Below are 22,781 nucleotides of genomic sequence, written 5' to 3' on the forward strand. Positions count from 1 at the left end.
CCCCGGCCTTGCCCGCTCTGGAAAAGCCTCTCGCCCTGCTGTTTGTCGACATCGCCGACAGCACCATGCTGTATGAGCGGATCGGCAACGTCACAGCCGCGACCCTGACCCAGCGCGTTCTTGGCCATCTGCGACGGTTGGTGGACGGCAACGGCGGCGCGGTCATCAAAAGCCTGGGCGATGGGCTGCTCGGCGCCTTTCCCTCCCCCGACGACAGCGTGCGCGCGGCGCTGGCGATGATGGCGGCGCAGGAGGATTACGGGCTGCGGCTGCGCATCGGCATCCACCATGGCCCGGTGATCGAGGGGATCGGCGATCTGTACGGCGACGCCTGCAACGTCGCCGCGCGGGTCCAGCAGATCGCGCGGCCCGGCGAGATTCTGGCGACCGAGGCGCTGATCGGCGGTCTTTCTCCCGATCTGCTCGCCAAATCCAAGCTGTTGAGCAACGTCGCGATGAAGGGCAAGGCGATCCCCATCCGCGTCCACCAGATCCGCACGGTGGAGGAGGTGGACGAGGCGCAGGACAGCACGACGCTTGGCTTCTCCACCGTCAACACCAGCGGCAACGCCATGGTGACGCTGCATCTGTCCTATCGCGGCCAGGACATTCTGATGAGCCGCGCCCTGCCCCGCGTCACCATCGGGCGGGAGGAGAGCAGCGGCCTGCGCATCGCCTCGCGCCAGACCTCGCGCCAACACGCGGTGATCGACTTCAGCCGCGAAAGCTTCATCCTGACCGACCATTCGACCAACGGCAGCTACATCCGCAGCGGCGGCGCCCCGCCGGTGGTTCTGCGCCGCGATTCCACCAAGCTGGTCGGCAGCGGCCTGATCGGTTTCGGGGCCGAGGTGCGCGACGAGGCCCAAGACCACGTCATCGCCTTTCGCGGCGAGCTGGCCTGAGCGCCCGCCCAAAACACCACAAGGCCGTGTCGCATCCCTGACAGCGCCCCTGACAGCGCCCTGGCTTTGTCGCAATGACGACAGGGTCAGCAAAGCTGACAAACCGCGTCAACTCCTTGTGATTCCTCACACTCCTCCGTTGGCCCCGAACTTGCTTTTCTCTGGTCTGACCGTTGGTGTCGTCAGGCACGGCAGGCCATGCGCCACCCGGCGCGGCAGGGAAGGAGTGGATGATGGGCAACGTGATTTCGCTCGACAGCATTCTTGGGGTGGGAGAGCTGAAGGCTCCCGCCGAATCCACGCCGGTGGAATCCTCCGGCTGCTCGTCGTCGTCCTGCGGCTCGTCCGATGGACCGGCGGACATGGATCCGGCGGTGTGGGACAAGGTGAAAAACCACCCCTGCTATTCGGAAGAAGCCCACCATTATTTCGCCCGCATGCATGTTGCGGTGGCTCCGGCCTGCAACATCCAATGCAACTACTGCAACCGCAAATATGATTGCTCGAACGAGAGCCGTCCGGGCGTGGTCTCTGAAAAACTGACCCCCGATCAGGCGATCAAGAAGATTTTGGCGGTGGCCCAGGACATCCCGCAATTGTCGGTGATCGGCATCGCCGGTCCCGGCGACAGCCTCGCCGCCGGGGCGAAGAACACCTTCGCCACCTTCGAGCATCTGCAAAAGAAGGCCCCGGACCTGAAGCTGTGCCTGTCCACCAACGGGCTGGCCCTGCCGGACAATGTGGACCGCATCGCCCAATACAACATCGACCATGTGACGATCACCATCAACATGGTCGATCCCGAGGTCGGCGCGCAGATTTACCCCTGGATCTTCCACAAGCACAAGCGTTGGACCGGGCTGGACGCCGCCAAGATCCTGCACGAACACCAAATGCTGGGGCTGGAAATGCTGACGTCGCGCGGCATCCTGGTGAAGGTCAATTCGGTGATGATCCCCGGCGTCAACGACGAGCATCTGCTGGCGGTCAACAAGGCGGTCAAGGCGCGCGGCGCCTTCCTGCACAACATCATGCCGTTGATCTCCGACCCCGCCCACGGCACCCATTTCGGTCTGACCGGCCAGCGCGGCCCGACCGCGCAGGAGCTTAAGGTGGTGCAGGACGCCTGCGAGGGCGGGGCCAAGCTGATGCGCCATTGCCGCCAATGCCGCGCCGACGCCGTCGGCCTGCTGGGCGAGGATCGCGGCGACGAGTTCACCGCCGACAAGATCGAAGCGATGGGCGAGATCGGGTACGACGACGAGGCCCGCCGGACCTACCGCGAGCATGTCGAGGCCGAACGATCCGGGCGTCACGCCTCCAAGGCCGCCGCCCAGGCCGATGTGCGGGAGGCCGTCGGCAGCGCCGTCGATCCCATCCTGATCGCCGTCGCCACCAAGGGCGGCGAGCGCGTCAACGAGCATTTCGGCCACGCCAAGGAGTTCCAGATTTACGAGGTCGGGCCGCAGGGCGCGAAGTTCGTCGGCCACCGCCGCGTCGATCAATATTGCGAAGGCGGCTCCGGCGACGACGACGCGCTCGACGCCGTGCTGTCGGCGATCAACGACTGCACCGCCGTCTTCGTCGCCAAGATCGGCGGCTGCCCGTCCAAATCGCTGGAATCGGCGGGCATCGAGCCGGTGGACCGCTTCGCCTTTGAATACATCGAGGAATCGGCCCTGGCCTATTTCAAGGATTACGCCGAACGCCTGGGCCAAGGGTCGATCCAGGCCCGCGCCGGGCAGGACGCGGTGATCCGCACCGGCGCGTTGACCGCCAAGCGCGCCTGACCCCACCCACCACAGCCATCCCCCCAAATTTTGCCAAGCAAGGAGAGAAAGCCATGGCCTACAAGATCAAATCCGCCGAATGCACCGTCTGCGGCGCCTGCGACGCCGAATGCCCGAACATGGCGATCAGCCTGAAAAAGGGCACCTACGTCATCGACCCGGCCAAATGCACCGAATGCAAAGGCCAGTTCGACAGCCCGCAATGCGCCGCCGTCTGCCCCGCCGACTGCTGCGTTCCGGCCTGATTGCCCCCTGACGCCCAAAGCCCTCCCTCTCCCGAAACGAGCTACCGGATTCACACATCGTTCAATAAGGCAAGATATTGGAAGTCAATGACTTTAACCGTCATCCCCGCGAAGGCGGGGATCCAGGCTTCATCACAGGGTACGTCTTGCGAACTCTGGATCCCCGCCTTCGCGGGGATGACGAACCCGAGAGTCATTCCGTTCCACTGTTTTGCCAAACGGGTCGATGTGTGAATGCCGCAGCTCCCGCGACGGGAGAGGGAGGGATCGCGGGAACAACAGAAACCGACGGTTCCAACCGGAGCGCCGCCATGTTGGACGAGGTGGATGAAGACTGGCTCGCCCGCCGCTATTACGGCGGGGATCTGCCGCCCGAGGCGGAACGCTGCCTGCATCTGGCCGCCGCCAGCTACGCCGATTCCGCCCGCGCGCTGCGCCACCTCGCCGACGCCGAGGCCGCCGCCCCCGGCCACCGTCTGGTCGATCTCGGCCATTACAAATTCCATTTTTACAAGGCCAACCTCGACGACGCGGCGGTCTATGGCGAGCGGATGCTGGGCCACGCCATGGCCGCGATTGGCCTGAACCACAGCGATTGGCGCGCCGTCACCCCGGCCTCCGCCGATTTTTCCGGGCTGGAGCCAGCGCCCCGCTTGTTCCTCTTCGCGCTGCTCGCCATCGGCTATCTCAACCTGCGCCGGGGCCGGATGGCCGAGGGGCGGGAGGTTCTGGCCAAGGTTTGCGCGCTCGACCCCGACGATCGGTTCGGAGCCGCCCGTCTGCTGGCCGTCGCCGACCAACGCGAACGAGCCAACGCCGGGGAGGAGGTGGACGCATGACCGACGACGACGCCCTCCCCCCCACGGCGCTCAGCGACGACATCGACGAGACGCTCGACTGGACGGGCGCGCCGGTGGATTGCGCCGCCTGCGCCCACGCCGACCGTCGGGTCGAACCGGGCGTCGCCCTGCTGGGCGGTCGCGACTGTCGTCAATGCCAGCCGGGCCGAGCCTGCGTCCATGACCGCTACGCCAAGCGCATCCAACGCTTTTTCGAGTGGAACGCCGATCTGGCGGGAACCCATCTGACCCACCCCTATTTCGAGGTCCGCGCCAACGCCGCCCGCGTCGCGCCGATTTTCCTGCTGCCGCGCCTGATCGACGATCCCGACGAAACCGTGCGCGCCACGCTGGCCCGCCGTCTGCCGCGCCGCCTGCTGCTGAAGCTGCGCGACGACCCCGACCGCGAGGTGCGCATCGCCGTCGCCGTCCGGTTGGAGGACGCCGACCTCGCCCCGCTGATGCGCGACCCCGATTGTTCGGTGCGGCTGCGCGTCGTCCGCCGGATTCCCGACGGCATGCTGCCCGCGATGATGCACGACGAGGATCCCGAAATCCGCGTCGAGGTCGCCCGCCGCATCGCCGCCGATTGGCTGCCCAGCCTGATTTGGGACGACAGCCCGCGCGTCCGGCTGGTGGTGGTCCAACGCCTGCCCGCGTCCAAGCTGCATGTTCTGATTCAGGACGCCGACTGGATGGTTCGGCTGGCGGTGGCCGGGCGGATCGACAGCGACCAACTCGGCCCCCTGCTCGACGACCCGGAGGAGGAGGTGCGCACGCTGGCCCGCCAGCGCCGCGACGGCGTCGCCATCGCCAACGACCTGCCCCCGCTTTGACCGCCCCGCCCGAAGGAGCCGCCGCCATGACCCAGACCATACGCCGTGAACGCGCCCGCGATCCCAACGACGCCAACGAGCTGGTCGGCCCGGCGGCGTTCGAGCAGGGCCACAAGGTGCGCGCGCGGAAGGACGTCCGCAACGACGGCACCTATCCCGGCTGCCCGGTCGGCGAGTTCCTGATCCGGGAGGGCGATGTCGGCTACGTCATCTCCATCGGCACCTACCTTCAGATGTATTACATCTACGCCGTTGATTTTTATGAGAAACGCGTCGTCGTCGGCATGCGCGCGAAAGAGCTTGAAATGGTCGACGCCCATTGCAACGACCCGCAGTGACCCCCTCCCCCCTCTTGTGAACAGCCCGGAAGGAGCCTCGCGATGACCGAAGCCGCCACCCCCGCCAAGTCGGGTTTCATCCCGCCGCGCGAACCGCTGTACGACTGGGGCCTGTCGGTCACGGCGCAGGAGGATCTGTTCAACGACGGCAGCCACCCCCACGCCCAACCCGGCGCGATCCTGGCCCCGCAAGGCACGCCCGGAATCATCGTCCGCGTCGGTCGGTCGGAGGAAGGCCATCTGCCGGTCTATCTGGTCGAATTCCCCGGCGGAACCGTGGTCGGCTGTCTTGAAGAGGAAATCGCCCCCGCCGATGGGTCGCGCCGTGGCGTGCCGGGGGTGCTGGCATGACGATCTATCTCGACAACAACGCCACCACCGCGTTGGCGCCGGAGGTGCGGGAAGCGATGCTGCCCTGCCTGTTCGGCGATTACGCCAACCCGTCCAGCCCGCACAGCGCCGGGATGGCCGCCCGCCGTCTGGTCAGCGACGCCCGCGCCCAGGTCGCCGCCCTGATCGGGGCCAAGCCCGCCGATGTGATGTTCACCGGCAGCGCGACGGAGGCGACGCACGCCGCCATCCTCGGCGCGCTGCGCAGCCTGGAGGAAACCGACCACACCCGCGACCACATCGTCGCCACGGCGGTGGAGCATCCGGCGACGCTGGCCCTGTTCGACGATCTGCGGAACCAGGGCTGGCGCGTCAGCGTCCTGCCGGTGAACGCCGACGGCCTGCCCTCGCTGGTCGATCTGGGCGCGCTGGTGTCGGAACGCACGGCGCTGGTGTCGATGATGTGGGCCAACAACGAAACCGGCGTGCTGATGCCGGTCGCCGGGGCCTCGGCCATCGCCCACGCCCATGGCGCGCTGTTCCACACCGACGCGGTGCAGGCGGCGGGCCGGGTGACGGTGGAGTGCGGCATCGCCGATTACCTCACCTTGTCCGCCCACAAGATGCACGGGCCGAAGGGCGTCGGCGCGCTCTACGTCCGCAAGGGCGCGCCCTTCCGCCCGCTGGTCCATGGCCACCAGGAACGGCGGCGGCGTGGCGGCACCGAAAATGTGCCGGGCATCGTCGGCTTCGGGGCCGCCGCCTCGCTCGCCGCGCTGTGGCTGGACGAGGCCGGGTTGCTGGGCTTTCTGCGCGACCGGCTGGAAAGCGGCGTGTTGGCCCGCTGGCCGGGGGCGCTGGTCAATGGCGGCGGCGCGGCGCGCCTGCCCAACACCAGCAACATCCGCTTCGCCGACGGCCAGGGCCGCCCGGCGGACGGCGAGGAGTTGCTGATGCGGTTGGACCGCGCCGGAATCGCCGTGTCGATGGGGGCCGCCTGCTCTTCAGGTGGGAATGAGCCAAGCCATGTCCTGACCGCCATGGGGCTGAGCGGCGCGGCGGCGGCCAGCAGTTTGCGCTTTTCGCTCAGCCGCTACAGCACGGCGGCGGAAATCGACGCGGTGCTGTCGGAATTGCCCGCCCTGCACGCCCGTCTGGTCGCGGCGTGATCCCGACCGCCGCCAACAACCAACAACAACAGACTTTGGAGCCGTGATTATGAAGGTGATGATCCGCAAGGTGGCCGAGGGCCACACGATCTACGTCGCCAAGAAGGATCTGGAGGAACCCATCACCGAGATGGAGAACCCCGGCCTGTGGGGCGGTTGGATCAAGGTCGCCAACGGCTGGACTCTGGACCTGCCGGAAATGCCCGCCGACACCCGCCTGCCGATCACCGTCGAAGCCAAGAAACGCGGCGCGGAGTGACCATCATGGCCCTGTCCCTTGAGCGCATCGACACCATCGCCACGCTGGCCAACCAGCTTTTTTCCGCCGGAAACCGGATCGACGACGTCGCCCGCGCCGTCCGCGCGGCCAACCCGGATCTGAAGACCGTCACCACCGCCCACGCTTCAGTGATGGCCGAGGATCCGTTCCGCGAAGAAAACGGCTTCGATCTGCATCTGGTGGACGGCAACAACCACTGCTGGCTCATCACCGACAAGCCGGAGCTTGCCACCGGCCTGGTGATCGCCCAACGGGACGAGGATGAATGAATGACCGCTTCCCCCGCGACGTTGGCCACGCAAAACGACACGATTGACCCCGCCGAGGATGACGGCGACGGTTTCATCGCCCTGACCACCCCCGACATGTCCGGGGCTGAAGTGGAGATGCTGAGCCGCGTCCTGACCTCCGGCGAGTTGGGCGACGGGCGGATGGCGCGGGCGTTCGAGACCGCTTTCGCCGCCTATGTCGGGCGCGCCCACGCCGTGGCGGTGTCCAGCGGCACCATCGCCGCCCTGCTGGTGATGAAGGCCTATGGGATTGGGCCGGGGGACGAGGTTCTGTGCAGCCCCTTCGGCTGGCATCAGGCGCAACATGCCGTGGCCTTGAGCGGGGCGACGCCGGTGCTGGTGGACATTGATTACTGGCAACACAGCATCAACCCGGAAAAGGCCGCGACGCTCATCACCCCGGCGACCAAGGCCATTCTGGCCGCCAATCCCAACGGCCACCCGGCCCATTGGGACGAACTGACCGCGCTGGCCAAGGATCACGGCTTGATCCTGATCGAGGATTCGACCGAGGCCATCGGCTCCACCTACAAGGGGCGGATGGTCGGCGGGTTCGGCGACGCGTCCTTCTTTGATTTTTCCGAGCCGGGGGTTCTGCTGGCCGGGGATGGCGGCATGATCGTCACCGACGACCGCGATCTGGCCCACCGCCTGCGCTATCTGCGCCGCCGCGAGGTGGAGCACCGCAACACCGTCGTCATCACCCGCACCCTGCCCTGGCAGGTGGGCTTGAGCAACCTCAACGCCGCGCTGGGGCTGGTGCAGTTGAAACGGCTGCCGGAGATTCTGGCCCGCCGCAACAAAGTCATCGGCTGGTACGACGCGGCGATGGCGAGCTTTGAAGGCATCAAGCCGCCCTATCGCGGGGCGGGCGCGGAAATCGTCAACCCGATGCTCTATTGCGTGCATCTCGGCACCCGCTTCACCGCGTCGGGTCGCAAGGCGATCATCGAGGATCTCGACGGGCAGGACATCGACGCTTCCGATTTCGGCCAACCGCTGCACACCCAGCAATATTACCAGGAGCGCGGGGCCAGCCGTTCGGCCTGCCCGGTCTGCACCAAAACCGCCGACCGCGTGCTGGCGCTGCCGCTGCACCACGCGATCACCGAGGATCAGGTCGCCTTCATCGTCGAAACGCTGAAGGACGCCACCGTCAACACCGGCGCCGGGGCGGCGATTTACCTTTAAAGGGGATTCTTCATGACCGACACCGCGCTTGCGCCGGACGCCGATTCCGTCACGGTCGCCGACACCGCCGCCGCCATCGCCAGCATCGCCGCCGCGTTGAAGGCCAAACAGGTGGTCCCCTATCTCGGGCCGGGGGCCTTCGCGCTGCTGTCCCCGGACGATTGCCCGATCCCGCGCAATTCGGCGGAGCTGACCCAGCGGCTGAACGCCAAGGTGACGGCGCCGGGTCGCTTCCGCACCAATTTGACGGCGGTCGCCCAATTCATCGAAACCCGCCGCCACCGCAAGACGCTGGACGCCATCCTCAACGAGATTTTCAGCCAGACGGTTCCGCCGACGCCCGCCCACCGCTTCCTCAGCGCCATTCCAACGCCGCCGTTGATCGTCGACGTCTGGTACGACAACGCGCTCGACGCGCTGCTGACCGCCGCCGCCAACCGCCGTTGGGGGCAGATTCAGGGGCTGTCGCACCCGCAATCAACCGGCGAATGGGTGAAATATTACGCCGCCGACGGGTCGGAAACGACCGCCGCCGCCGCTGAAGCCTGGGACACCGTGCTCTACAAGCCGTCCGGCGCGGTGACGCCAGCCGGCAATTATCTGATTTCCGACAGCGATTTCGTCGAACTGTTGACCGAAATCGACATCCAGACGCCAATCCCCCCGGTGGTCAAGGACCGGCGCGCCGGGCGGCATTTCCTCTATCTCGGCTGCCGCTTCGACCATGAGATCCAGCGCACCTTCGGCCGCCAAATCTCCAAACGCTCGACCGATCAGCATTGGGCCGTGATCCAGGGCGAATTGTCGAAGAACGAGGAGCGCTTCCTGTCCCAAATGGGCATCCAGCGCCTGGACCTACCGCTCGACGTCGCGGTGGAGATGTTGCAGGGGGCGTTGGGGTGAGAGCGCCGCTTTCCCCCTCCCCGGCCCTCCCCCGCTCACGCGGGAGAGGGAGCATGCGCTTTGCCACGATACGCTTTGCCAAGATACGGCGGAGTTCCCTCTCCCGCGAAGCGGGGGAGGGTTAGGGAGGGGGCGACGGATCAAGCGCTTGGTCAAACCCCCGGCCCCGCGACGAGCGCAAGACCGGGGCGCGTCCGCTTTTTACGCGGCCACGAGCAGATCGGCGATGGCCTGATCGGCCTTGGCGAAAGCCGCCGCCTTGGCGTCCGGCCCCATGCCGACGCCTTCGACGCGGATGAAGGTCACGTCGGTGATGCCGAAGAAGCCGAACACGGTGCGCAGATAGGCTTCCTGGTGATCCAGACCGGCCAGCGCCGGGTTGGTCGAATAGACGCCGCCACGGCCCGAGGCGACGATGACGCGCTTGCCGCCCGCCAGACCTTCCGGCCCCTTTTCGGTGTAGCGGAAGGTGCGGCCCGCCTGGGCCAGACGGTCGATCCACGCCTTCAACTGGGTGGGAACCGAGAAATTGTACATCGGCGCGCCGATGACGACGGTGTCGGCGGCCAGGAACTCGTCCACCAGCTCGTCGGTCAGGGCCAGTTCGGAACGCTGACGCTCGTTCAGGCCGTCGAGGTTGCGGAACTTGACGACCTGGAGCAGTTCGCCCGACAGGTGATCCGGCGGGTTGGCGGCGACGTCGCGGTAGGCCAGGGTCGCGCCCGGCTCAGCCTTGCGCAGAGTCTCGACGATGGAGGCGGTCAACTGGCGCGTGACCGAGGCGGCGCCGAGCGGGCTGGAATCGATGTGCAGGATCGTCGTCATGACGTAAGGCCTTCTGTTCGGTGGCGACCGGCGGTCTCGCCGGTCCGTTTCTGGGGCCGAACATGAACGACGAACAATGATCTGAGAAGCCAGCGGCTTAGCGACAGATCGTTGTTGAAATCACAACAATGACGTCAACGCCCCACCCGCTCCCCGGCGCGGAACACCACCATTTCGCCGGGTTTCATCACCGTCCACGCCTCGTTCACCGTCAAGGGGCGGGTGGCGACGACGGTGACGACGTCGTTCGGCGTGGTTTCCTGGGCGAAATCGACGCTCATGTCGGCGTCGAGCAGGGTGGCGGCGCCGAAGGGGGCCTTGCGCGTCAGCCAAGCCAGATGGGTCGCGCAATGGCACCACAGGTTCCGCCCGTCGCTGAGCAGCATGTTGAAAACGCCCAGCGCGCCGAGATCGGCGGCCAGATGGCGGATCAACCGCATCAGCCCGGCGGTCTTCTTGGGCGGTTCCGGGTACTGCATGCGGATCTGGTCGAGCAGCCAGCAAAAGGCGTGCTCGCTGTCGGTGGTCCCCACCGGCTCGTAAAAGGTCAGGAGACGGTCCTTGATGCCTTTGAGCTGGCCGTTGTGGGCGAAGGTCCACACCCGCCCCCACAATTCGCGGGTGAAGGGGTGGGTGTTTTCCAGCCCCACGCGCCCCCGGTTGGCGCGGCGGATGTGGGAGATCACCGTGCGGGACTTGATCGAATAGCGGCTGACCAGTTCGGCGATTTCGGACTCGCAGCTTGGCGCCGGATCATGAAAGGTCCGGCAGCCCTTGCCCTCGTAAAAGGCGATGCCCCAGCCGTCGCGGTGCGGGCCGGTCTGGCCGCCGCGCCGCATCAGGCCGCGAAAGCTGAAACAAATGTCCGTGGGCACGTTGGCGCTCATGCCCAGGAGTTCGCACATGGTGTCCTCGTGACCGCTCGTCGTCGTGAATCGTGTCGGATTCCCAGCCTACGACAGACAACGCCGCCGCGTCACCCCTTTGCGGGCACAGGACAGGGCGGCATGTGCGGACGCACGCACCCCTCCGTCGCCCCATCCGCCCCGCCATCCGCCAAACCGATCCAATCGGCGATCAGCGCCGTGTCGAATCCGCATTCGCGCCGCTCCCCCACCTGCAACAGCGGGCGGCGGATCAACAACGGGTTGGCGATCATCGCCGCCAACGCCGCCGCCTCGTCCATCGCCTCCGGCGTCACCTCCCCCGCTTTCACGGCGGGGGCGGCGCGGTTGAACCAGTCGGCCACCGGGCGGGCGCCAAAAAAGGGGCGCAACTCCTCCGCCGTCCAGGGCGCGCTCAACAGGTCGCGGGCCTCCACGCGGTGGCCGGAGTCCTCCAACCGCTTTTTCTGGCGGGCGTTGCCCCCGCAGCCGGGCTTTTCATAGAACACGACGTCGGCCATCGGATCACTCCTGTCGGAAGAGCGGCGCGCGGGCGAGCAGCGCGTCGGTTTGCTGACAAATCTCGTCGTACACTGTGCTGTCCAGCTTGCGCAGCCAGCGGCTCGGGATGTCCTCCACCCCATAGGTCGCCCCGGCCAGCATCCCGGCGATGGCCCCGGTGGTGTCGGCGTCGCCGCCCTGGTTGACGGTCTCGACCACGCAGCTTTCCACCGAATCGGTCTGGAAATAATGGTGGAAGACCGTCTGCACCGTATCGACGACGTAGGCGGTGGCAAAACCCCGGTAGGGTTGGAATTTGAATTGGCGGTGCTGGGCGATCAGGGCGTTGGCCTCCGCCCGCGCGGCGACGACGCCGCCGCCCTGGATCAGCCGGTGGACCATGCGCCCCAACGCCAGAACGGCGGCGTCGGACATCAGGTTGCTGTGGGTGATGCGCGATTGCTCGCGCGACCACAGGGCCAGCGCCGAATCGTCGCCCAGCGTCGCCAGCGCGACTGGAAGATTGCGCATCGCCGCGCCGTTGCCCGCGTGATACTCGGACTCCGGCTCCTCCAGCGTGCCGTTCATGATGTAGCGGCGGATGCCGCGCCGCGTCGTGTCGCCGACATCGACCGGAACCGATTTCAGCCAGACGGCGAACTCGTCGGCCGCGCGGCGTACGTCCCACCCCGGCCCGGCCAGGATGGCCCGGCCCAGATGCAGCGACATTTCGGTGTCGTCGGTGACTTGGCCCGGTTGCAGCTTCAGCCAGCCCCCGCCCTTGATGTGCCGGTGCACGCCATACTGGTGGGCGATCTCGCCCTTGGTGAGAAACTCCACGGTCGCGCCCAGCGCGTCGCCGCAGGCCAAACCCAGATAGGCGCCAAGCGCGCGGGATCGGATCGTCGGATCGGTCATGCCATGAGCGGGAACCTCCCGCCCTTTCCTGCTGAGCTTGAACGGGCGCGCGCGCCGCCAAGCCGTGTGGTTGTCAAAGAAGCGACACGCCCACCCGATAATCCCCGCCGATGACCAGATACTCCCCTTCGCCCTGAAAGGGGTAGCGGGGCAAAATGTCGCGGAAGAAGACCACCTTGGGCAAGGGAACCCAGGCGTCGAGGATGTAGTCGCCGAATTGCCCGGCGATGTCGCGTTGGATGGAAAAGGAACAGAGGTTGTTCAGCCGCAGCACCGCCGTGCGTTTGTCGGGCCGCGCGACGATGTGGTGTTCCTCGAAATCATTGACGCCGCGATAGAGCCGGATGTGCGACGCCCAATTGGGCATCGGCGCGTCCGGCCAGCCCCGGCGGATCGTCCATTGGCAATACTCGTACAACAGGTCGAGTTGCAGATGGATGTTGTTGTTGTGGAACCGGGTTGACAGTTTTTCCTCGCCATAGGCCGCCCAGGCGTCGGAGGCGAAGCGGCGGATCGGTTCCTTGTGATAGGTCGGCAACAGGCCGAAACGGCTTTCCACCCAGCCCTTCAGCACCGCCCCTTCGGCCCGGTTGCTGTCGAACATCCAGCCCTTCAACAGGCGCAGATAGCTGGCGCGAAAGCGCCGCTTGCCGTCCGCCCCCTCCGCCCCGGAAAAATCCGGATTCACCCCGAAACGGTCGGCCATATGCCGTTGGAAGATGTCCGAGGCGGTCAGCGCGTCAGGGGATTCGTCCAGCGCCTCGAACAGGGCGGCGTGTTCGCTGCGGGTGGCGCCGATGCGCAGACGGCGCGGCTCGTCGTTGTAGGATTCCGAACACAGGGTCGAAGCCGCGACATTGACCAGATTGGTGCGAAGCGCGCGCAGGGCCAACGGCGATTCAGGATCGACCGTCCGCCCGTTCGCGTCCCGCAGCGCCGCGCCGTCCGCCATGCCCGCTTCCTTCGGCTGAAGACCATTATTTTTTTATGGATAAAGCGAATCCACGATTCCGCCAAGAGGCCATGCACGCCACGCGCCACTCCCGCCCGTTTTTCATCGACCGCTTGCCTTGCCGCGATTGCCAGCGGACAAAGGGGAGAACATCGCGGCGGCGAATCCCGTTTTGCGGGCTGTTTGACGCCCATGATCCAACAACGCCCTCTGGCAACGTCATCAGGAAGAGCGCCATGACCGACATCGCCGCCGTGCTCCTCAAAGTCGCGCCAAACATCAAGCCGAACTATCTGGAAGCCTTCCAGCAGAGCGGCGATTTGTTCGCCCAATTCGGCATCACCACGCCGCTGCGGATCACCCATTTCCTCGCCCAGATGATGCACGAGACCGGCGGCGGGCGGGTGCTGTACGAAAGCCTCTACTACACCACCAGCGACCGGCTGCTGGCGATCTTCGGCGTCGGCAACCATTCCGCCGCCATTCGGCCTGAGGAGGTCGATGGTCTGTTGAAAAACGAACAGGCGCTGGCCGAGCGCGTCTATGGCCTTGGCAACCCGCCCAAGGCCAAGGAGCTGGGCAACAGCCGCCCCGGCGACGGCTATCTGTTCCGGGGCAGCGGGCTGCTGCAAACCACCGGCGGGTCGAATTTCCAGCGGATGGGCGACAAGGCCGGGGTTGATTTTTACAACCATCCCGACCTGATCGTCGCCCCCGAACACGCCCTGAAACCGGCCCTGCATGAGTGGGACGAGGGCAACCTGAATGCCGCCGCCGACGCCAACGACATCCGCGCCATCACCCGCCGGATCAACGGCGGCTACAATGGCCTGGACGACCGGCAAGCCTGGTTCGACAAAATTTGGCCGGAAATCAACGGCGATGACGCCGCCCCCGCGACCGGCGGCTCCCCCGCGTTGGGGGAAGATGACGGCTCCACCAAATGGCTGCAAGCGGCGCTGAACGCCGCCGGAGCCAAGCCGCCCTTGACGGTCGACGGCGTGAGCGGCCCGGCCACCACCGCCGCCATCCGCGCCTTCCAGCAAAGCGCCGGTCTGAGCGTGGACGGCATCGCCGGCCCCAAAACCCGCGCCGCCCTGCAAAGCCATGTGACCGCCACGCCGTCGGCCTGACCGCGCGGCGGTTGTTGGTCGGTTGACGTCAAACCGTCACGGCGCCTTAGGCCCGTGACGGTTTGTTGACGGCGCTGACGTCATCATCCTGGATCTGGAGGATTATCACTGATGGCCGAGCTTCGTCGAAATCGCCGCCCCACCGCGCCCGGACTGATTCTCAAGGCCCATTATATGGAGCCGCGCGCCATCAGCGTGACCGACATGGCCGCCGCCCTGGGAATGAGCCGCAAGCATGTCAGCCAGATCGTCAATGGCCACAAGAGAGTCGAACCGACCACCGCCGCCCGCTTGGCCCTGGTGCTCGGCACAACGCCGCGTTTTTGGATGAATCTGCAAGCCGCCGTCGATGAGTGGGACGCTTCCATCGAAATCGCGGGCTGGACTCCCAGCGCCATCTTCGCGCCGCCCGCGCCAACAGGAAACGACACGGCGGTTCCCGGCGCATAAACAAAGCCACCGCATCCAGACCGCGCAAACCAAAACCCAGCGTCAGACTCCCAACAGGTCACAAAAATATCCGTTTGAACCGGAGAGACTCGCTGCCCATAGTTGATGGTGCGACTCTGTCTTTCCGGTGAAACGCACATGGCCTTTTGGCCCACCAAATACGATGAGTCCCAGAAACGGCGCGGGACGGCGCGGCCCGTCAACCCCGCCCTTGCGCCCGCCATCCTTGCGCCCGCAGCCCCCCCGCCCGCCCCATCCCAACCCGACCAGCCGCCGCGCGCCATCGTCGAGGCCCGCGTCATCCTGCGCCTGAACACGCTGTTGCGCGGCGTCATCACCCCGCTGCGCGCGGACGACGTGCTGGCGTTGCTGGAGCCGCACCGCCCCCGGCTGACGCCAAAGCCGTTGAATCCGCTGGCGGGCATGGTCGGCCAGCCGCAGGGGCGGATGCACGACGCGCTGTTGCGCTCCATCGGGCAAATCATCACCGACGTGTTGCTGCCCGGCGTGCGCGATCATCTGATCGACCGGCTGGTGAAAAACCACACCCTGCGCGAAGACAGCCTGCCCAGCGCCGTTGATCTGGCCGAGGCGATGCGGGCGCTGGTCGGGCGGATGCGCGGCGGCGGGCGTGGTCATCTGATGGCCGTCGTCGCGGCGGTGGAGGCCGACGCGCGGGCCACCGCCGACCGCGTGACGCGCGAAACCGCGCCGATCGACGTCGGCGGCATCGACCGGCTCGCCCGCGCGCTGTTGCGCTTTGAGGTGCGGCGCATGGTGCTGGAGGCGCTGGGGGCGACCAGCGCCTTGAACGAGTCCGTCTATCAGGCGCGCCGCCTCGCCCGTTTCGCCCTGCGCCGGGCGACGGAGGCCATCGACGGCTTTTCCGCCGACCGGGGTTTGCGGGCGCTGCACGCCAGCCTCGCCACGCTGGCCCAGGCCGACGGGCTGATCGTCATCGCTCTGCGCAACCTGGACGACCAGGGCGAGACCAAGGAGGAAAGCGGCCCCTTCGTGGAACCCGCCGACCGCAAGGCGATGAATGATTGGCTGACGGCGGCGTGGCGTCTTTCCGACACATTGTTCGATCTTGTCGAAAAGGCGGCGGCGGGCGGCGACCTCGACGATCTGCTGTTCGCCGCGATGCTGCGCCAATTGCGCAGCCTTCATCATTTCTGCGCCGATCTGACCCATGACGGACGCCCGGCCACGGTGGACACGCTGAAAGGCCGCCTGATCGCCCGCAGCGCCGACGCCGCCCAAAGCGTCGGCGATCATCTGATCGCCACCCTGCTGGCCCGCCCGCCCGACCGGGACAAGGCCCGCCGCCTGCTGACGCGCGGGCGCATGATCGCGCAACTGCTCTACGACATGGAACAGGATGACGTGGTCGAGGATTTGGCCCTGCGCCTGCTGCTCGCCGAACAGGCGTTGGCGCAGGACGGACAGGCTTCGGGTGAAAGACCGGACAAAATGTCGGGCTTTGTCGGGGCTGTGACATACCCGACAAAGGGGTCCGACACGGCTTACCCTTAATAAATTTAATTATATCAATAGTTTAAAATTTTTCTTCGCTCTGGCACGGCGCGTGCAGTCCTGGATATCCGAAGCGGTCACGAGACAGACCGCCCCGAAATCCCAGCACCCACGACCCCAGCACAGGAGCGACATTCCATGAGCAAAGCGCCTCTGCGTCAGATCGCCTTTTACGGCAAGGGCGGTATCGGCAAGTCCACCACCTCGCAGAACACCTTGGCCGCCCTGGTCGATCTCGGTCAGAAGATCCTGATCGTCGGCTGCGACCCGAAGGCGGACTCGACCCGCCTGATCCTGCACGCAAAGGCCCAGGACACCGTCCTGCATCTGGCCGCCGAAGCGGGTTCGGTCGAGGATCTGGAACTCGAAGACGTTCTGAAGATCGGCTACAAGAACATCAAGTGCGTCGAGTCGGGCGGCCCGGAGCCGGGGGTTGGCTGCGCCGGTCGCGGCGTCATCACCTCGATCAACTTCCTGGAAGAAAACGGCGCCTACGACGACGTGGATTATGTGTCCTACGACGTGCTGGGCGACGTGGTGTGCGGCGGTTTCGCCATGCCCATCCGTGAAAACAAGGCCCAGGAAATCTACATCGTCATGTCCGGCGAGATGATGGCGCTCTACGCCGCCAACAACATCGCCAAGGGCATTCTGAAGTACGCCCACAGCGGCGGCGTCCGCCTCGGCGGCCTGATCTGCAACGAGCGTCAGACGGACAAGGAATGGGATCTGGCCGACGCGTTGGCCAAGCGTCTCGGTTCCAAGCTGATCCACTTCGTGCCGCGCGACAACATCGTCCAGCACGCCGAGCTGCGCCGCATGACGGTCATCGAATACGCCCCGGACAGCAAGCAGGCCGAGGAATACCGGCAGCTCGCCAGCAAGATCCACAACAACTCGGGCCAGGGCACCATCCCGACCCCGATCACGATGGAAGAGCTGGAAGAGATGCTGATGGACTTCGGCATCATGAAGTCCGAAGAGCAGCAGTTGGCCGAACTGGCCGCCAAGGCCGCCGCCGCTGGCGCCAGCGCCTGATCTCAGGGCTGTTTCTTGAGTGCTTGAGTACCGGCAGCCCCGCCTTCGGGCGGGGCGCCGCCTGAACACTGACCCTGCTCCCCAGCCCCGCCACGACATCGCCCCTTTTCCCTAAAAGGGCGTCCGCGAGGGAGGGACAGGTCGGTCCCGCGCTGTAGGGCGCGCTGAATCAATGCAGGAGGCTGGGCGCTATGAGCCTGTCCGAGAACACCACTGTCGACGTCAAGGCGCTGGTCAACGACGTCCTCGAGGCCTATCCCGAAAAGACCCGCAAGCGTCGCGCCAAGCACATCAACGTGCTGGAAGCCGAAGCCAAGGATTGCGGCGTCAAGTCGAACGTCAAGTCGATCCCCGGCGTCATGACCATCCGTGGTTGCGCCTACGCCGGTTCCAAGGGCGTGGTGTGGGGTCCGATCAAGGACATGATCCACATCTCCCACGGCCCGGTCGGCTGCGGCTATTACTCGTGGTCGGGCCGCCGCAACTACTACATCGGCGACACCGGCATCGATAGCTGGGGCACCATGCACTTCACCTCGGATTTCCAGGAGAAGGACATTGTGTTCGGCGGCGACAAGAAGCTGCACAAGGTCATCGAGGAAATCAACGACCTGTTCCCGCTGGTCAACGGCATCTCGATCCAGTCGGAATGCCCGATCGGTCTGATCGGCGACGACATCGAGGCGGTCGCCCGCGTCAAGTCGGCGGAAATCGGCAAGCCGGTCATCCCGGTGCGTTGCGAAGGCTTCCGTGGCGTGTCCCAGTCGCTGGGCCACCACATCGCCAACGACACGATCCGCGACTGGGTGTTTGAAAAGACGACTCCGAAGGCCGATTTCGTCTCCACCCCGTATGACGTCACCATCATCGGCGACTACAACATCGGCGGCGACGCCTGGTCCTCGCGCATTCTGCTGGAAGAGATGGGCCTGCGGGTGATCTCGCAATGGTCGGGCGACGGCACGCTGGCCGAGTTGGAGAACACCCCCAAGGCCAAGGTCAACCTCATCCACTGCTACCGCTCGATGAACTACATCGCGCGTCACATGGAAGAGAAGTACAACATTCCTTGGATGGAATACAACTTCTTCGGGCCGAGCCAGATCGCCGAATCCCTGCGCAAGATCGCCGCGCTGTTCGACGACAGCATCAAGGAAAAGGCCGAGGCGGTCATCGCCCGTTACCAGCCGATGGTGGACGCGGTCATCGCCAAATACCGCACCCGCCTGGAAGGCAAGAAGGTGATGCTGTATGTCGGCGGTCTGCGTCCGCGCCACGTCGTTGACGCCTACCACGATCTCGGCATGGAGGTCGTCGGCACGGGCTACGAATTCGCCCACAACGACGATTACCAGCGCACCCAACATTACGTCAAAGAAGGCACACTGATTTACGACGACGTGACCGCGTTCGAGCTGGAGAAGTTCGTCGAGGCGCTGCGTCCCGATCTCGTCGCTTCGGGCATCAAGGAAAAATACGTTTTCCAGAAGATGGGCCTGCCGTTCCGCCAGATGCACTCCTGGGACTATTCGGGTCCGTATCACGGCTATGACGGCTTCGCGATTTTCGCGCGCGACATGGATCTGGCCATCAACAACCCCGTCTGGGGCGTGATGAAGGCCCCGTTCTGACCAACGGCCTCTGGAAAAGGAAACATTGACGATGACCGATAACGTTTCGCAGAGCGCCGACAAGGTTCTCGATCACTACACGCTCTTCCGTCAGCCTGAATACAAGGCGATGTTCGAGCGCAAGAAGGCCGAGTTTGAATACGGCCATTCCGACGCCGAGGTCGCCCGGGTGTCCGAATGGACCAAGACGGAAGAATACAAGGCGAAGAACTTCGCCCGCGAGGCCGTCGTCATCAACCCGACGAAGGCGTGCCAGCCGATCGGCGCGATGTTCGCCGCCCAGGGCTTTGAAGGCACCTTGCCGCTGGTCCATGGCTCGCAAGGTTGCGTCGCCTATTACCGCACCCATCTGACCCGCCATTTCAAGGAACCGAATTCGGCGGTCTCCTCGTCGATGACGGAAGACGCGGCGGTGTTCGGCGGCCTGAACAACATGATCGACGGCTTGGCCAACGCCTATTCGCTGTACAAGCCGAAGATGATCGCCGTGCTGACCACCTGCATGGCCGAAGTCATCGGCGACGATCTCCAGGGCTTCATCGCCAACGCGAAGAAAAAGGACAGCGTCCCGGAAGATTTTCCGGTGCCGTTCGCCCACACCCCGGCCTTCGTCGGCAGCCACATCGTCGGCTACGACAACATGATTAAGGGCGTTCTGACCTATTTCTGGGGCGCGTCGGAGCAGTACGACACGCCGAAGAACGAGACGATCAACCTGATCCCCGGCTTTGACGGTTTCGCCGTCGGCAACAACCGGGAACTGAAGAAGATCGCCGGTCAGTTCGGCATCAACCTGCAAATCCTGTCGGACGTGTCGGACAATTTCGACACCCCGATGGATGGCGAATACCGCATGTATGACGGCGGGACGAAGATCGAAGACGTGAAGGCGGCGGTTCATTCCAAGGCCACGATCTCGATGCAGGAATACAACACGCCCCAGACCTTGCAGTTCATCAAGGAAAAGGGCCAGGACGTCGCCAAGTTCAACTACCCGATGGGCGTCACCGCCACCGACGAGCTGCTGATGAAGCTCGCCGAACTGTCGGGCAAGCCGGTGCCGGACTCCCTGCGTCTGGAGCGCGGTCGTCTGGTCGACGCCATCGCCGACAGCCACACCCACATGCACGGCAAGCGCTTCGCGGTCTATGGCGACCCCGATTTCTGCCTGGGCATGACCCGCTTCCTGCTGGAACTGGGCGCGGAGCCGGTGCACATCCTGTCCACCTCCGGCTCGAAGAAGTGGGAAAAGCAGGTCCAGAAGGCTCTGGACGCCTCGCCCTTCGGCGCGTCGGGCGCCGCCCATGGCGGCAAGGATCTGTGGCACCTGCGGTCGCTGATCTTCACCGACAAGGTCGATTACATCATCGGCAACAGCTACGGCAAATATCTGGAGCGTGACACCAAGGTGCCGCTCATCCGCCTGACCTACCCGATCTTCGACCGTCACCACCACCACCGCTACCCGACCTGGGGCTATCAGGGCGCGCTGAACGTTCTGGTCCGCATCCTGGATCGGATCTTCGAGGACATCGACGCCAACACCAACATCGTGGGCGAGACCGATTACTCGTTCGACCTGATCCGCTGATCGCTTGTTGTCCTCCCGGCGGGACGGGGCGTCCATCCCCTTGATCCCGCCGGTTCCCTGCTGAAAACCGGGGGGCGCCCGTTGAACGGCGCTCTCCGGTCTTTTTGCGTGGCGGCGAGGCGCGCGCCTGTTCGGCCCAACCCTGACTGGTCAGATGAACCGGCATCGGCGGCAACTGGGTTGACACCACCCCACGCCCGCCCAGAACGGGCGCGACGCGCAGCAGCAGGCGCGGGTTTCGCCCCCCCGGATCCGCGCGCATCTCCATGCTGACCACCAGCACCGGGTAGGTTGGCGGCGCCATCGATTCATCGCGAAAATCAAGACGCGCCACGCTTCGCCCAACCCCAGCCCCAGCCCCAGCCCCAGCCCCAGCCCAACGCACGCCCTCTCGCTCTGATACGAAACAACCGCTTCCGTCCAGAGCGTCGCGTGTTTTGCAATGCGGGAACAATTTCCCCGAACATCCACAATGGGATTCCTCAATCACAACACTGTTGATGCAGAACAAACCCTAAAGACAACAACGCAAACATCATCAAACGATTCTTACTTTTCCTCTCATTTTGCAAATTGCCTCTCAAAATGAGAATATATCTATCAATTGATATTAGTGCTTAACCTGATTGCGCCAAGCCTCTTCATATGATTTTATGGACGGACATTAAGAACACAAGCGATGCTTTGGCGAAGAGGAGTGATAAGCGCCATGTTCGGATTCATCAAATCAGTGACGGGCGCCGCCTCCGACGCTCAATCCACCCTGTCCGCGTTGGATCGGTCCCAAGCGGTGATCGAATTCAAGCCGGACGGCACGGTCCTGACCGCCAACCAAAATTTCCTCAACGCCATGGGTTACGCGTTGACGGAGATTCAGGGCAAGCATCACAGCCTGTTCATGGAGCCAAGCGTCCGCGACAGCCAGGATTACCGCGATTTCTGGAACCGGCTGAAGCGTGGCGAGTTCCAGGCCGGGCTGTTCAAGCGCATCGACAAGAGCGGCAAAGAAATCTGGCTTGAAGCGTCCTACAACCCGATCCTCGACAAAGCGGGCCAGGTCATCAAGGTCGTCAAATTCGCCTCCGACGTGACCAAACGGCAAACCGAACACGCTGATCTGTTGGGTACGGTGAACGCCGTTCAAAAATCCCAGGCGGTCATCGAATTCAAACTGGACGGCACGGTCATCACAGCGAACGAAAATTTTCTGAGCGTGCTCGGCTACCGCCTCGACGAGATTCAGGGGCGCCATCACAGCATGTTCGTCGATCCGGCGGAGCGTGACGGCGCGGCCTACCGCCAGTTCTGGGCAACGCTCAATCGCGGCGAATTTCAGGCCGCCCAGTACAAGCGGATCGGCAAGAACGGCAAGATCGTCTGGATTCAGGCGTCCTACAACCCGATCCTTGACCTGAACGGCAGGCCTTGCAAAGTTGTCAAATTCGCCACCGACATCACCGCCCAGATCGCTCTGCTCGACCAGTTGAAGCGGATGATCGACACCAACTTCGCGGAAATCGAAGGGGCGCTGGACGCCGCCCGCCATCAGGCCAACGAGGCGTCCAACGCGTCGGGCCTCACCCAATCCACCGTGCAGACGGTGGCCGCCAGCGCCGAGGAATTGGCGGCGTCGGCCAAGGAAATCGCCGACAGCATGGCGCGTTCCCAACAGGCCGCCGACACCGCCTATCGCGAAACCGAAAACGCCGACCGGGCGGCCGGGCGGCTGACCGAAGTCGCCAAGGCGATGGGCGGCATCGTCGATCTGATCCGCTCCATCGCCGGGCAGATCAATTTGCTGGCGCTGAACGCCACCATCGAAGCCGCGCGCGCCGGTGAAGCGGGCCGGGGATTCGCCGTGGTCGCCACCGAGGTGAAAAACCTCGCCAACCAATCGGCCAACGCCACCGCCCAGATCTCCAAGGAAATCGACGGCATGCAAAACGTGTCAACCGACGTGGTGGCGTCGCTGGGCACGATCCGGCAGGCCATGACCAATCTGCGGGAGTTCGTCACCGTCACCGCCGGCGCGGTGGAGGAGCAGAGCGCCGTCACCGCCGACATGTCCCTCAACATGCAAAGCGCCTCGGCCTCCGTCGGCGCCGTCGATCAGAACATCGGCTCGATCAGTTCGGCGATCACCCAGGTCTCCAACGCGGTCGCCCAAACCAAAGAGGCCGCCCATGTTCTGGCGCGCTGAGCGATA

General features: G+C 65.0%; 24 protein-coding genes. 19 read left to right on the forward strand and 5 right to left on the reverse strand.

What is annotated here, in order from left to right:
- The first annotated feature begins 8 nt into the window (after positions 1–8).
- The 12 genes from ACODS4_RS12815 to ACODS4_RS12870 all read left to right on the forward strand — a co-directional run bounded on the left by ACODS4_RS12815 (position 9) and on the right by ACODS4_RS12870 (position 9,116).
- A complete protein-coding gene (locus ACODS4_RS12815) occupies positions 9–905 on the forward strand; it encodes an adenylate/guanylate cyclase domain-containing protein (protein ID WP_488864167.1) in 897 nt (298 codons plus the stop codon).
- A 230-nt stretch (positions 906–1,135) separates the two neighbouring features.
- Positions 1,136–2,695: a nitrogenase cofactor biosynthesis protein NifB gene (gene nifB / locus ACODS4_RS12820; protein ID WP_488864169.1), complete on the forward strand. Its 1,560-nt coding sequence runs from the start codon at positions 1,136–1,138 to the stop codon at positions 2,693–2,695.
- A 53-nt stretch (positions 2,696–2,748) separates the two neighbouring features.
- Entirely contained in the window at positions 2,749–2,940 is a 192-nt protein-coding gene (locus ACODS4_RS12825; RefSeq protein ID WP_119830120.1) for a 4Fe-4S dicluster domain-containing protein, read from the forward strand.
- A 311-nt stretch (positions 2,941–3,251) separates the two neighbouring features.
- Entirely contained in the window at positions 3,252–3,779 is a 528-nt protein-coding gene (locus tag ACODS4_RS12830; protein ID WP_488864172.1) for a hypothetical protein, read from the forward strand.
- Positions 3,776–4,615 (forward strand): 4Fe4S-binding leucine-rich repeat protein, encoded by an 840-nt coding sequence (locus ACODS4_RS12835; protein WP_488864174.1) that lies wholly within the window; start codon positions 3,776–3,778, stop codon positions 4,613–4,615. Before ACODS4_RS12830 ends, ACODS4_RS12835 begins: the two co-directional genes overlap by 4 nt.
- 26 nt (positions 4,616–4,641) lie before the next feature.
- Positions 4,642–4,953 carry a nitrogen fixation protein NifZ gene (locus ACODS4_RS12840; RefSeq protein ID WP_488864176.1) on the forward strand — a complete coding sequence of 104 codons (312 nt, stop codon included), beginning with the start codon at positions 4,642–4,644 and terminating at the stop codon, positions 4,951–4,953.
- Positions 4,954–4,995: 42 nt separating this feature from the next.
- The gene (locus ACODS4_RS12845) at positions 4,996–5,304 is read left to right on the forward strand and encodes a nitrogen fixation protein NifZ (protein WP_488864178.1); all 309 of its coding nucleotides are present in this window, start codon (positions 4,996–4,998) and stop codon (positions 5,302–5,304) included.
- Complete coding sequence (locus tag ACODS4_RS12850) at positions 5,301–6,452, forward strand: cysteine desulfurase family protein (RefSeq protein WP_488864180.1); 1,152 nt, start codon at positions 5,301–5,303, stop codon at positions 6,450–6,452. The genes ACODS4_RS12845 and ACODS4_RS12850 overlap by 4 nt, the downstream gene beginning before the upstream one ends.
- Positions 6,453–6,501: 49 nt before the next feature.
- Positions 6,502–6,711 (forward strand): putative nitrogen fixation protein NifT, encoded by a 210-nt coding sequence (gene nifT / locus ACODS4_RS12855; protein WP_488864182.1) that lies wholly within the window; start codon positions 6,502–6,504, stop codon positions 6,709–6,711.
- A gap of 5 nt (positions 6,712–6,716) precedes the next feature.
- Positions 6,717–7,001: a hypothetical protein gene (locus tag ACODS4_RS12860; RefSeq protein WP_119830864.1), complete on the forward strand. Its 285-nt coding sequence runs from the start codon at positions 6,717–6,719 to the stop codon at positions 6,999–7,001.
- Positions 7,002–8,213, forward strand: a complete 1,212-nt coding sequence (locus ACODS4_RS12865; RefSeq protein ID WP_488864184.1) for a DegT/DnrJ/EryC1/StrS family aminotransferase — start codon at positions 7,002–7,004, stop codon at positions 8,211–8,213.
- A gap of 12 nt (positions 8,214–8,225) precedes the next feature.
- Positions 8,226–9,116 (forward strand): SIR2 family protein, encoded by an 891-nt coding sequence (locus ACODS4_RS12870; protein ID WP_488864185.1) that lies wholly within the window; start codon positions 8,226–8,228, stop codon positions 9,114–9,116.
- Between the two features lie 201 nt (positions 9,117–9,317).
- On the opposite strand, the gene ACODS4_RS12875 is transcribed toward ACODS4_RS12870, so the two are convergent.
- From ACODS4_RS12875 to ACODS4_RS12895, 5 genes are all read right to left on the reverse strand, one after another.
- Positions 9,318–9,941 carry an FMN-dependent NADH-azoreductase gene (locus tag ACODS4_RS12875; RefSeq protein WP_488864187.1) on the reverse strand — a complete coding sequence of 208 codons (624 nt, stop codon included), beginning with the start codon at positions 9,939–9,941 and terminating at the stop codon, positions 9,318–9,320.
- A gap of 134 nt (positions 9,942–10,075) precedes the next feature.
- Positions 10,076–10,846 (reverse strand): class II glutamine amidotransferase, encoded by a 771-nt coding sequence (locus ACODS4_RS12880; RefSeq protein WP_488864189.1) that lies wholly within the window; start codon positions 10,844–10,846, stop codon positions 10,076–10,078.
- Positions 10,847–10,917: 71 nt separating this feature from the next.
- On the reverse strand, positions 10,918–11,346 hold the full coding sequence (locus tag ACODS4_RS12885; protein WP_488864191.1) for an ArsC/Spx/MgsR family protein: 429 nt from the start codon (positions 11,344–11,346) through the stop codon (positions 10,918–10,920).
- A gap of 4 nt (positions 11,347–11,350) precedes the next feature.
- On the reverse strand, positions 11,351–12,244 hold the full coding sequence (gene draG / locus ACODS4_RS12890; RefSeq protein WP_488864193.1) for an ADP-ribosyl-[dinitrogen reductase] hydrolase: 894 nt from the start codon (positions 12,242–12,244) through the stop codon (positions 11,351–11,353).
- 73 nt (positions 12,245–12,317) lie between these two features.
- Complete coding sequence (locus ACODS4_RS12895; RefSeq protein ID WP_488864195.1) at positions 12,318–13,196, reverse strand: NAD(+)--dinitrogen-reductase ADP-D-ribosyltransferase; 879 nt, start codon at positions 13,194–13,196, stop codon at positions 12,318–12,320.
- Positions 13,197–13,432: 236 nt separating this feature from the next.
- Between ACODS4_RS12895 and ACODS4_RS12900 the strand changes: the two genes are divergently transcribed.
- From ACODS4_RS12900 to ACODS4_RS12930, 7 genes are all read left to right on the forward strand, one after another.
- The gene (locus ACODS4_RS12900) at positions 13,433–14,329 is read left to right on the forward strand and encodes a peptidoglycan-binding protein (RefSeq protein ID WP_488864196.1); all 897 of its coding nucleotides are present in this window, start codon (positions 13,433–13,435) and stop codon (positions 14,327–14,329) included.
- 111 nt (positions 14,330–14,440) lie between these two features.
- Positions 14,441–14,779: a HigA family addiction module antitoxin gene (locus ACODS4_RS12905; protein WP_488864198.1), complete on the forward strand. Its 339-nt coding sequence runs from the start codon at positions 14,441–14,443 to the stop codon at positions 14,777–14,779.
- A 138-nt stretch (positions 14,780–14,917) separates the two neighbouring features.
- On the forward strand, positions 14,918–16,315 hold the full coding sequence (locus ACODS4_RS12910) for a hypothetical protein (protein ID WP_488864200.1): 1,398 nt from the start codon (positions 14,918–14,920) through the stop codon (positions 16,313–16,315).
- A gap of 138 nt (positions 16,316–16,453) precedes the next feature.
- Positions 16,454–17,353, forward strand: a complete 900-nt coding sequence (gene nifH / locus ACODS4_RS12915) for a nitrogenase iron protein (RefSeq protein ID WP_488864202.1) — start codon at positions 16,454–16,456, stop codon at positions 17,351–17,353.
- Positions 17,354–17,544: 191 nt separating this feature from the next.
- Positions 17,545–18,984, forward strand: a complete 1,440-nt coding sequence (gene nifD, locus ACODS4_RS12920) for a nitrogenase molybdenum-iron protein alpha chain (RefSeq protein WP_488864204.1) — start codon at positions 17,545–17,547, stop codon at positions 18,982–18,984.
- A 31-nt stretch (positions 18,985–19,015) separates the two neighbouring features.
- A complete protein-coding gene (gene nifK, locus ACODS4_RS12925; protein ID WP_488864206.1) occupies positions 19,016–20,575 on the forward strand; it encodes a nitrogenase molybdenum-iron protein subunit beta in 1,560 nt (519 codons plus the stop codon).
- A gap of 709 nt (positions 20,576–21,284) precedes the next feature.
- Positions 21,285–22,775 carry a methyl-accepting chemotaxis protein gene (locus ACODS4_RS12930; RefSeq protein WP_488864208.1) on the forward strand — a complete coding sequence of 497 codons (1,491 nt, stop codon included), beginning with the start codon at positions 21,285–21,287 and terminating at the stop codon, positions 22,773–22,775.
- Positions 22,776–22,781 lie beyond the last annotated feature (6 nt).

The organism is Azospirillum sp. FG154 (assembly GCF_057809575.1).